Origin of the sequence: Nesterenkonia aurantiaca (assembly GCF_004364585.1) — a bacterium.
In the GTDB taxonomy this organism is placed as follows: domain Bacteria; phylum Actinomycetota; class Actinomycetes; order Actinomycetales; family Micrococcaceae; genus Nesterenkonia; species Nesterenkonia aurantiaca.
This window is the reverse complement of the sequence record NZ_SOAN01000001.1, coordinates 366,106-376,628: the sequence shown is the minus strand read 5'-3', so window position 1 is coordinate 376,628 and position 10,523 is coordinate 366,106. Positions and strand designations below refer to the sequence as shown.

Sequence of the window (10,523 nt, the reverse complement as noted above, 5' to 3'; positions counted from 1 at the left end):
CTGACCGGTATGAAGGACACCAAGGTCCGGTTCCATGACGGCACTCAGAACCTCTGGGTGACCGCAGCGCACCTGGAGAGAGTCACTGCTAGCACGAACACTGCCGCGAGCACCGGTGATTTGGCCCATGGGGTCAGTCCCGCAAGTGGCAGCTACAAGGTCAAGGCCGGGGTGAATCTGGTCGCCCGCTCGAATGCCAGCGGTTCGAGTCCCATGGTCAAGGTGCTCAAGCCCGGCACCACGGTCACGCTGACCGGTATGAAGGACACCAAGGTCCGGTTCCATGACGGCACTCAGAACCTCTGGGTGACCGCAGCGCACCTGGAGAGAGTCACTGCTAGCACGACCGGCTCCAGCGGCTCCACCTCAACCGGCTCTTCAAACACCTTCTCCTATGCCTACGGTGTCTCTCCCGCCAGCGGCACCTACACGGTCAAGGCCGGGGTCAACCTCAATGCCCGCACGACTGCCAGCACGACGAGCTCCATCGCCAAGGTGCTCAAGCCCGGCACCACGATCGAGGTGAACGGCGAGAAGGGCTCATGGGTCCGGTTCCATGACGGCACCCGTAACCTCTGGGTGAGCGCGGCGTACTTGGACGAGGTCAATCTCGGCATGGGCTCCGGCTCCGAGACCATCCCCGGCGGCCCAGATTCCTCGAGTTCAGGCTCCCTGGCCTTCGGTGTCTCTCCCGCAAGTGGCAGCTACACGGTCAAGGCCGGGGTGAACCTCAATGCGCGCACGACTGCCAGCACGACGAGCTCCATCGCCAAGGTGCTCAAGCCCGGCACCACGATCGAGGTGAACGGCGAGAAGGGCTCCGCGGTCCGGTTCCACGATGGCACCCGGAATCTCTGGGTGAGCGTCGCATACCTGGAGAAGGTCTCCACCTCGTCCGACTCCAGCAGCTCCACCTCGACCGAATCCCCCAGCTCAGGCTCCCTGGCCTTCGGTGTCTCTCCCGCAAGTGGCAGCTACACGGTCAAGGCCGGGGTGAACCTCAATGCGCGCACGACTGCCAGCACGACGAGCTCCATCGCCAAGGTGCTCAAGCCCGGCACCACGATCGAGGTGAACGGCGAGAAGGGCTCCGCGGTCCGGTTCCACGACGGCACCCGGAATCTCTGGGTGAGCGTCGCATACCTGGAGAAGGTCTCCACCTCGTCCGACTCCAGCAGCTCCACCTCGACCGAATCCCCCAGCTCCACCTCGTCCGACTCCAGCAGCGCCCCAACTGCGGCTTCCGGCAGCTACACGGTGAAGAGCGGAATCCACCTCAATGCCCGTACCGGCGCGAGTGCGACGAGCTCAAGCGTGAAGGTGCTTTCCCCGGGCACGAAGATCTCCATCACCGGCAAGATGGGCGAGTGGGTCAGCTTCCAGGACGGAACCCGCACACTGTGGGTCCATTCGGACTTCCTGACCCCGGTCTCATCATCGTCTCCGAGCGATTCGACCACCGGGTCATCCTCATCGACGAACACCGAGTCGTCTTCGAACACTTCGGGTTCGAGCACTTCCGCGAGCGGGACCCATCACGTCAAGCCCAACGTCTATCTGAATGCTCGCAGCGGCCCAGGCACCTCACATCAGGTGGTCCTGAACCTGAACCCGCTGCGTCAGTTCGAGATCACCGGGCGCAGCGGCGGCTGGGTGAGCTTCGTCTTCAGCGGGCAGACCGTCTGGGTCGACTCCACCTACATCAACGCCGGTGCCGCCGGCAGCTCCGGGTCCAGCAGCACGGGCTCCAGCAGCACGGGCTCCAGCAGCTCAACCCCCACCCTGGCGAACTCGACCAACAGCACGAGCAAGGTCGTCGGAACCGCCACCACCACGGCTCAGGTGAATGTCCGCATGGGTCCGAGCACCGAGAACAGCACGATGTTCTCCGTGCCGACCGGAACCAGGGTCGAGCTGCTCGAGAAGAAGACGACCGGCTGGCAGGAGGTCAAGGTCAACGGTGCCACCGGTTGGATGTCGGCGCAGTTCCTAACCACCTCCGACACCGCCACCTCTGGCTCCGGCTCGACCACCGGCGGCTCCACCACCGGGTCCTCCGGCAGCGGCACCTCCACCTCGGGCTCCGGCTCGACCACCGGCGGCTCCACCACCGGGTCCTCCGGCAGCGGCACCTCCACCGCACCGTCAACCTCGAACATGCACACCAAGAGCTCTAACGGCCCGTACAGCTCGGCCTGGGACAAGCTGGCACAGTGTGAATCCGGTGGGAACTGGAAGATCAACACCGGCAACGGCTTCTACGGCGGCATCCAGTTCAGCCCTGAGTCCTGGAAGGAAGTGGGCGGCTCCGGCTTCCCGCACCAGGCCACCAGAGAGGAACAGATCAAGCGGGCCCACATGCTCTGGAAGAAGCAGGGCTGGAACGCCTGGCCGCACTGCACCTCCCAGCTGGGGCTCAAGGGGGACCCGGGCGGCTACGGGGACGACTACTACAAGGTCCACCCCAGCGCGAAGACCGTCTCCTCGGTCTCGGCCGCAGGGACCTGGACTGCGAGCTACAGCGTGCCGCTGCGCGAAGAGGCCTCCACATCCAGCGACAAGCTCGTGCAGGTCCCGCGCGGCACGGAGCTCAAGCAGCTTCAGCGCGAGGGGTCCTGGCTCAAGGTCCAGTACAAGGTCGGCGGGGACAACTACACCGGCTGGGTCAACACCAGCTACATCTCCCAGGCCTGAGCCTTCGGCTCAGAGCTGGTAGAGAACTCAACACGGCAGCTCGGGGAGCGGCGCCACCAGTGGTGCCGCGTCCCGAGCTACCGTGTTGAGGACCAAGACGCATCAGTACGACGACGGCGGGCTCGACTCCCTCATTCGCGGGAGAGTCGCGTCCGCCGTCGTCGTCAGCGGAACCGGGCCTGGACGGCGTCGCCGTGGGCCGGGAGCCCTTCAGCCTGGGCCAGCGCCGAGACGTGGGCCGCGACCGCGCGCAGACCCTCCCGGTCGTAGTGGATGACCTGCTGGGAGCGCAGGAAGCTGGAGACGTTGAGCCCGGCGGAATACGCGGACGCGCCGCCGGTGGGGAGCACGTGGTTTGAACCCGCGCAGTAATCGCCCAGGGAGACCGGGGTGTGGGCGCCGACGAACACCGCGCCGGCGTTGTGGATCTGATCCACGATCCCGGCATCATCCCGAGTCATCAGCTCCAGGTGCTCCGCGCCGTAGGCGTTGGCGATCTCCACACCCTGCTCCATGGTGTCGACCACCAGCACTGCGGACTGGGTGCCGCTCAGCGCCTGCTTGACCCGGTCCGCATGCCGGGTGTCTCGCGCCTGGCGCTCGACCTCCGTCGCGACGGACTCGGCGAGCGTCATTGAGGGCGTCACCAGGACGGCGGCGGCCAGGGCATCATGTTCCGCCTGGGAGATCAGATCCGCGGCGATCAGCTCCGCTGGCGCGCTGTCATCGGCGAGCACCATGATCTCGGTGGGACCCGCCTCGGAGTCGATGCCCACCACCCCCTGGACCGCGCGCTTGGCCGTGGCCACGAAGATGTTCCCCGGTCCGGTGATCAGCGAGACCGGAGGGCAGACCTGCTGGCCCGCCTGGTCCTTCGCGCCGTAGGCGAACATCGCCACCGCCTGCGCGCCGCCGACGGCGTAGACCTCCTCGATCCCGAGCAGGTGCGCGGCGCCCAGGATGGTCGGGTGCGGCAGCCCGCCGAAGTCTGCCTGCGGCGGTGAGGCGATCGCCAGCGAACTCACCCCGGCCACCTGTGCGGGCACGACGTTCATCACCACCGAGGAGGGGTAGACGGCCTGGCCGCCGGGCACGTACAGGCCCACCCGACGGATCGGGGCCCAACGGTTGATCACGCGGGCGCCCGGGCCGGGGGAGACCTCGGAAGCCTCCGGCAGCTGTGCCTCATGCACCGCGCGGGCTCGCAGGATGAGCTCCTCCAGCGCCGCGCGGACCTCAGGCGTGAGCTGCTCGGCCGCCTCGCGGAGCTTCTCCGCGGGCACTCGCAGCGAGGGTGGCCGGACGCCGTCGAACTTCTCCGAATACTCCAGCAGGGCGGAGACGCCGTTGAGTCGCACGTCCTGAAGGATCGGCGCCACGGTCTCGATGGTCGTGGAGATGTCCTGGGAGGCGCGGGGCAGCACCGCGGCGGCGTCGATCGCGCTGCCGCGAAGGTCCTTGAGGGTGAGCATGGTTCTCCTAGGGGGTGAGCTGATCAGGTGCGCGCCCGCTGGATCGAAGGTGAGCACCGCACCATTGTCCCTATTGCAGGGCGCTCGCGCCCACTTCGTGACGTGAGAGCCCACACACCGGACCTCCCGGGGTGTTCCAGTGCTCGTCCAGAGCGGCGTGGCATGATGCTGGCCATGGTCTTTTCCCGGATGGATTTCTCACCGAGCTCACTGGCCTTCGCCGTGCCGCAAACCACTGATCTGGCTCCCGAGCAGGAGGTGGCACCCACCGAGGGGGTCGGTGACATCGTCGAAGAGAGCGTCCCGGAAGGACTCGAGAGCCTGATCGTCGAGCAGGGTCCGTTCTTCGGCATCATCATCGGACTGGTGCTCGCGGTGGTGATCGCTCTGGTGGTCACCGTGATGTCCTCGATGCTGCTCAAGCAGATCTTCCGGCACAACGACGGGGTCAAGCATGCGGTGAACCGGACCCGGACCCCGCTGTTCATCACCCTGGTGCTGATCGGGACCTGGTTCACGCTGAACATCACGCTCAGCGCGGCCGAATGGTTCCTGCCGGTCTCCTTCGTGCTGCTGGTGGCGGTGGTGATCGGTGTCGCCTGGTGGGCGCTGCGGATCGTGCGGATCGCGGAGGCGATGATCTACTCCAAATACATCGGCCACTCCGAGGGGGAGCTGGATGTGGAGGACCGGCGCGGCCGCCGACTGGCCACCCAGGTCTCGCTGATCCGGCGAATCCTCACAGCGGTCATCATCACCCTGGCGGTGGCGGCGATCCTGCTGATGATCCCTCAGGTGCGCGCGCTCGGCGCCGGGCTGCTGGCCTCCGCGGGTGTGGCCTCTGTGGTGGTCGGTCTGGCGATGCAGTCGGTGCTGACCAATGTGTTCGCCGGCATCCAGCTGGCCTTCACCGATTCGATCCGTGCCGGAGACGTCGTCGTGGTGGAGGGCAACTTCGGCACGGTCGAGGACATCACGCTCACCGCGGTGGTGATCAAGTCCTGGGACGAGCGTCGGTTCATCTACCCGTCCAGCTACTTCGTGGCCACTCCCTTCGAGAACTGGACCCGGGTCGGCACCGACATCCTCGGGACCGTGGAGCTCGACGTGGACTGGCGCGTCCCAATGGATCCGCTGCGCGCCCGGCTCAAGCGACTGCTGGACTCCGCCGAGCTCTGGGACGGTCGGGACTACTCGCTGCAGGTCACCGACGCCGTGGGCGGCATGGTCAAGGCGCGCGTCGTGGTCTCCGCGCGGAACTCCGGGGAGCTCTGGGATCTGCGCTGCCTGATCCGCGAGGACCTGGTGAACTACCTGCGCGCCGAGCACCCCTATGCGGTGTTCACCCAGCGGATGCTGCTGACCAACGAGGAGGCGCTGGCGAAGTCCCCGGCCCCGGTGCGCACCGGGCAGGTCGGCGTCGTCGACTCCGGAATGGACTCCCAGCCGGTGACCCAGGCGGGAGAGGGGGCCTCGGTCTTCACCGGCTCGATCGCCGCCGTGCAGCGCAACCGGGAGTTCTCCGGTCCCGGGGCCGAAGCCTACCGCGAGCGGCTCGAACGGCAGGAGGAACGCCAGGACTCACCCGAGCTCGACGAGGACGGCACCGCCTATCCCGAGGACGCCGCGCCCACTCAGGCGGTGCCGCAGCACAAGGCTGAGGCCGCCGAGGAGGAGACCTTCGGTGCCGCCGCCACGCGGCGTCCCGGCGAGGGACCCGCGCGGCCGCGCTGAACGCCCCCGGCACGCTGACCGTCGCCCGAGCTGGGGCCCGGGCGGTGCCGGGCCGTGCCGTGGCGGTGGCACAGCCCCGGCCCGGGGTCACTCCGTCGGAGGCTGGGACTCCCGGGTCGTGCTGCCCTTGGCGGAGTTCTTGGCCTTGGCCGTCTTATAGGCGTTCACGGTCTTGATCGCCTCGGTGGTCGGCTCCGCAGTGCCGTCGCCGGTCCCGTACTCGAGACCTCGCGACGCGCCGACCTTCGCGGTCTCGATCGCTCCGGGGGTCTGCGGCCCGGAGTCGCTGTCCTGTTCCGGGGTTCCCGTGCGCTTGTCCACGGCCCACTGAACCATCGAGTCGGGCATGAAGCGCAGTCCGGCGGTGAGCACCTGGTAGCTGCGCGCCGGCACACAGGTCGAGGCGCCCTGCGCGTTGGCCGTGAGCGCCTGCCGCACCACGTCCTCGGCATCCAGCCACATCCAGCGCTTGACGGCAGTGATCTTGATGCCGGAACGCTGGTGGAACTCGGTGCGCACCAGTCCGGGCACCAGCGCGGTGACGGTCACTCCGCGAGAGCGCAGCTGTGAGTGCAGCCCCTTGGAGAAGTTGATCACCCAGGACTTCGCCGCCGAGTAGGTCCCGGTGGGGGTGTAGCCGGCCACCGAGGCGACGTTGATGATCCGTCCGCCGCGGCGGCGCACCATGGCGCTGGCCGCGGTGTGCGTGAGCTCCATGGTGGTCTGCACATGCAGACGCAGCAGCTTGCGCTCATCCTCGAGATCCGAGTCGATGAACTCGGTGGCCAGCCCGTGCCCGGCGTTGTTCACCAGCAGGTGGACCGGGTTCGTGCGGTCGGCCAGCCGTTCCTGGACGGCTGCGACCCCATCGTCGGTCACCAGGTCCGCGACGATGACCGAGGTGTCCACCCCGTATTGGGAAGCCATGGACTCCGCCTGCATCCGCAGGCGCTCTCCATCGCGGGCGACCAGAACGAGGTCGTAGCCCTGTGCAGCCAGCTGGCGCGCAAACGCTGCGCCGAGGCCGGCGGTGGAACCGGTGATGACGGCCGTGTGGTTGCTCATGCTGGCTATCCTAGAGTGCAGAGCCGGGCGGCGCGGTCAGCATTGCGCCTGAAGCGCCGAGACCGGCCTTCACATCACACAACATGGAGGATCATTGCGCTGGAAGAGACGCGCTGCGTGGGGGCAGCGCCCCCTGGCGGCCGATGAATGGGCGGTGCTGCATGCCGAGATCTTCGCTTCCGACCTGATCGCCGTGGACGATGCGGTGGAGGAGCTCACCGGGTTCATGGACCCGTTCCGTGTCGACATTGGAGCGGGCCCGCTGGTGGGAGTCACCGACGGCCAGCTCTCGGTGTCCAAGGCCGAGTTCCACGACGCGGCGGGCCGGCGCGGACTGAAGCTGAGCTTCTACGCCTCCGGTTCCGGGGCAGATCCCGGGGAGGTCGCCTTCGCCCGGTTGAACTCCGCGGGCTCGGCGCTGTTGGACCACCTCAACGCCGAGGGAATCACCGTGGACTCCATCCGCTGGACCGAGTCCGATCACATCAGGCGGCCCTTCTAGCGCTCAGCGTTCACCCAGGTGCACCAGATGCTGCAGCTGGGCCGCCGCGATCTTGGTGGTGATCCCCGCCGGGAGCCCGCTGCGCTGTCCGTAGATCAGCTCTCCCAGCGCCGTCGCGTCCAACGTGGCTCCCTCGTCATCGGCCGTGCGCAGCAGCTCACGGACCTGGTCCAGGCGTTCGAGCCGGTGGGCCAGATAGCGCCGGGCAGCCTCAGCCGCGCTGGGCTGAGCTGGACCGTGCGCCGGAAGCAGCCTGGCCTGGGCGTACTCGCTGAGCCTCTCGAGGCTCTGCAGATAATCGGTGAGCGTGCCGTCCGGGTGATCGAGCATCGTCGTGCCCTCGCCCAGAATCGTGTCTCCGGTGAACATCGCCGGTTCATCGTCTTCGGCGTCGCCGGTCAGCCAGAAGCAGACCGAATCCGAGGTGTGGCCCGGGGTGTGCAGCACGCGCAGCCGCAGGCCGCCCAGTTCGATGGTCTCCCCATCGGACAGCGCGGCGGCCGGCTGCTCGCCGCGTCCGAGGCACTGGTCCGGGCTGTGCCCGCGCACCGGCGCTGCGAAGGCCTCACCGAAGCTTGCCGCGGCCCCGGTGTGGTCAGCATGACGATGTGTGACCAGGATCTGGGCGACCCGGCGGGAGCCGACGACGGCGCGCACCTGCGCCAGATGCACCGGGTGATCGGCCGGCCCGGGATCGATGATCACGACCTCCTGGGCCTGATCTCCGCCCAGCACGTAGGTGTTGGTCCCCTGCAGCGTCATCGGAGAGGGGTTGTCGCAGGTGATCCGCTGCACCGGACTGGACTCAGACATGTTCTCAGCCTACCGACGCGCACGCGTAGGCTGAGAATATGGCCCAGAACAGCGAAGCTCAGCGCAGCGAACCCCAGAAGACGGCAGGCACCGAGCACTCCACCAAGGGTGCCTATGTGACCGGGGGGGAGTTCACCCGCGACACCAACTACATCGAGGATCGCGTGGTCGCTGACCCGCAGGCGGTCCAGGCCGCGCCGCAGGAGGAGGCCTCATCCATCGGGGATCCTCGCCTGGCGGGGCTCACCGAGGGCGGTCATGCCTGGCCCGTGGAGCCCGGACGCTACCGGCTCGTCGCCGCCCGCGCCTGCCCCTGGGCGCACCGTTCGATCATCATCCGCCGGCTGCTCGGGCTGGAGGATGCCATATCACTGGGCACCCCCGGGCCCACGCATGATGCGCGCTCCTGGACCTTCGACCTGGACTCCGGCGGAGTGGACCCGGTGCTGGGCACCGAGCGGCTGCAGGAGAACTACTTCGCCCGCTTCCCGGACTACCCGCGCGGGATCACCGTCCCGGCGCTGGTCGACGTCCCATCCGGCGGGGTGGTCACCAACAACTACCCGCAGCTGACCTTCGACCTCTCCACCCAGTGGCGCGAGCACCACCGCCCCGGCGCCCCGGACCTGCTCCCGGAGGACACGCTCGAGGAGATGCTCCCGGTGATCAAGCGGGTCTTCACCGAGGTCAACAACGGGGTCTACCGGGCAGGATTCGCGGGTTCCCAGAGCGCCTACCAGGACGCCTACGACCGGCTCTTCACCGCGCTGGACTGGCTCGAGGACCGGCTGGCCGGCAGCCGCTACCTGATGGGCGAGCAGATCACCGAGGCCGACGTGCGGCTGTTCACCACCCTGGTCCGCTTCGACCCGGTCTATCACGGGCACTTCAAGTGCAACCGCAACAAGCTCACCGAGATGCCGAACCTCTGGGCCTACGCCCGGGACCTGTTCCAGACCCCCGGCTTCGGGGACACGGTGGACTTCGACCAGATCAAGCGGCACTACTACGAGGTCCACGAGGACCTCAACCCGACCCAGATCACCCCGGTCGGACCCGACCTGGAGAACTGGCTGAGCGAGCACGGCCGTGAGGCGCTCGGCGGATCACCCTTCGGCGCCGGCACCGCTCCGGGCCCGGTGGCGGCCTCCGAGCAGCCCGGTGGAGCCAACCCGCTCTACCGCTGATAGGTCGCGATCACCTGGGAGTCGTCCTGGCGCGCCAGACCGGCGTCGGCGGCTTCCAGGTACTTCGCTCGGGCGGCCTCGAGCATCGGCGCCTCGAAGCCGTGGGCGCCGGCGATATCGCTCACCAGGGACGCGTCCTTCACAAAAATTCCCACAGCGCTGGCCACCTGCGCGTCAGGGCCCTCCAGCATCCGCGGACCTCGATCGCTGAGCATGAAGGAGCCGGCCGCCCCTTCGGCCACCGCCTCGAGCACCTGGGCCGGATCGAGCCCGAGCCTCTGGGCCAGGGCCAGCGCCTCGGCGGCCGCAACGATGTGCACCGAGCACAGCAGCTGGTTGACCGCCTTGAAGGCCTGACCGTCGCCGATCTCGGTGCCGCACTCTACGATCGTGCCCATCGACTCCAGCAGCTCGCGGTTCTCCTGGATGCCTTCAGGGTCAGCGGAGACGAAGAGCCGCAGCGAACCCAGGGCGGCGCGTGCTATCCCGCCGGTGACCGGTGCATCCACGAGCCTGATCCCACGTTCGCGGGCGGGTTCCACCAGTGCCTGCACCGCTTCGGGGCCCACCGTGCTCATCACGATCAGACTTGTCCCTGGGCGCATCGCTGCGATCAGGCCCGCTGACTCCGGCTCGCCGGCCCCCGCACCTGCAGCTCCTGGGCCCTCGCTGCCGGGGTTCTCAGACGTCTGGCTGTGGGACCCCAGCGCGGCGCTGCGCAGCTGGTCTCCGGTGGCCACCATGACGATGACCGCATCGGCCTCCGCCGCGGATGCCGCAGATGCGGCAGCGCGCAGGCCCTGCTCCTGTGCGGCCGTGCGCTGTGCGGCCGAGAAGTCGACGGCGGTCAGGTCGAATCCTGCCGCGGCGACCCGGGCCGCCATCGGAAGTCCGATGGCGCCGACGCCTACGAAGGTCACCTTCGGCGTGCTGGGATTCTCGGTCATCTGTGGTCCTCGTCTCGTGATCGGCTTCACATTCTGGTGCTGTCATGTTAGCTTATGTGAACTTGGCTGTGAAGATTCACAGTCAGGTAGGTGCCGGTCACCACACCCG

The 10,523-nt window shown here is 67.9% G+C and carries 8 protein-coding genes; 4 read left to right on the top strand and 4 right to left on the bottom strand.

Translation table 11 applies throughout. The features are described from left to right. A partial coding sequence (locus tag EV640_RS13990; protein WP_208292152.1) for an SH3 domain-containing protein occupies positions 1–2,694 on the top strand: 2,694 nt, incomplete at its 5' end. A gap of 164 nt (positions 2,695–2,858) precedes the next feature. On the opposite strand, the gene hisD is transcribed toward EV640_RS13990, so the two are convergent. Then, positions 2,859–4,166, bottom strand: coding sequence for a histidinol dehydrogenase (hisD, locus tag EV640_RS01635; RefSeq protein WP_133725592.1), 1,308 nt, complete (start codon positions 4,164–4,166; stop codon positions 2,859–2,861). Between the two features lie 258 nt (positions 4,167–4,424). Between hisD and EV640_RS01630 the strand changes: the two genes are divergently transcribed. Then, the gene (locus EV640_RS01630) at positions 4,425–5,900 is read left to right on the top strand and encodes a mechanosensitive ion channel family protein (RefSeq protein ID WP_166645838.1); all 1,476 of its coding nucleotides are present in this window, start codon (positions 4,425–4,427) and stop codon (positions 5,898–5,900) included. Positions 5,901–5,987: 87 nt separating this feature from the next. On the opposite strand, the gene EV640_RS01625 is transcribed toward EV640_RS01630, so the two are convergent. Beyond that, positions 5,988–6,965 (bottom strand): SDR family NAD(P)-dependent oxidoreductase, encoded by a 978-nt coding sequence (locus EV640_RS01625; RefSeq protein WP_084479436.1) that lies wholly within the window; start codon positions 6,963–6,965, stop codon positions 5,988–5,990. Between the two features lie 94 nt (positions 6,966–7,059). Between EV640_RS01625 and EV640_RS01620 the strand changes: the two genes are divergently transcribed. After that, a complete protein-coding gene (locus tag EV640_RS01620; RefSeq protein ID WP_133725591.1) occupies positions 7,060–7,467 on the top strand; it encodes a hypothetical protein in 408 nt (135 codons plus the stop codon). A gap of 3 nt (positions 7,468–7,470) precedes the next feature. Here the strand turns inward: EV640_RS01620 and EV640_RS01615 are convergent, their stop codons facing one another. Further along, positions 7,471–8,280 carry an MBL fold metallo-hydrolase gene (locus EV640_RS01615; RefSeq protein WP_133725590.1) on the bottom strand — a complete coding sequence of 270 codons (810 nt, stop codon included), beginning with the start codon at positions 8,278–8,280 and terminating at the stop codon, positions 7,471–7,473. A gap of 38 nt (positions 8,281–8,318) precedes the next feature. Here EV640_RS01615 and EV640_RS01610 point away from each other — a divergent pair, with 38 nt between their 5' ends. Next, complete coding sequence (locus tag EV640_RS01610; protein ID WP_133725589.1) at positions 8,319–9,467, top strand: glutathione S-transferase family protein; 1,149 nt, start codon at positions 8,319–8,321, stop codon at positions 9,465–9,467. Here EV640_RS01610 and EV640_RS01605 read toward each other — a convergent pair. Beyond that, positions 9,458–10,414 (bottom strand): NAD(P)-dependent oxidoreductase, encoded by a 957-nt coding sequence (locus EV640_RS01605; protein ID WP_133725588.1) that lies wholly within the window; start codon positions 10,412–10,414, stop codon positions 9,458–9,460. The two genes, EV640_RS01610 and EV640_RS01605, sit on opposite strands and share 10 nt — an antisense overlap. Between the last annotated feature and the right edge of the window lie 109 nt (positions 10,415–10,523).

Bases quoted from the DNA above. Each gene is read 5' to 3' on its own strand.
- hisD (WP_133725592.1), bottom strand. From the start codon at position 4,166: ATGCTCACCCTCAAGGACCTTCGCGGCAGCGCGATCGACGCCGCCGCG.
- EV640_RS01625 (WP_084479436.1), bottom strand. From the start codon at position 6,965: ATGAGCAACCACACGGCCGTCATCACCGGTTCCACCGCCGGCCTCGGC.
- EV640_RS01615 (WP_133725590.1), bottom strand. From the start codon at position 8,280: ATGTCTGAGTCCAGTCCGGTGCAGCGGATCACCTGCGACAACCCCTCT.
- EV640_RS01610 (WP_133725589.1), top strand. From the start codon at position 8,319: ATGGCCCAGAACAGCGAAGCTCAGCGCAGCGAACCCCAGAAGACGGCA.
- EV640_RS01605 (WP_133725588.1), bottom strand. From the start codon at position 10,414: ATGACCGAGAATCCCAGCACGCCGAAGGTGACCTTCGTAGGCGTCGGC.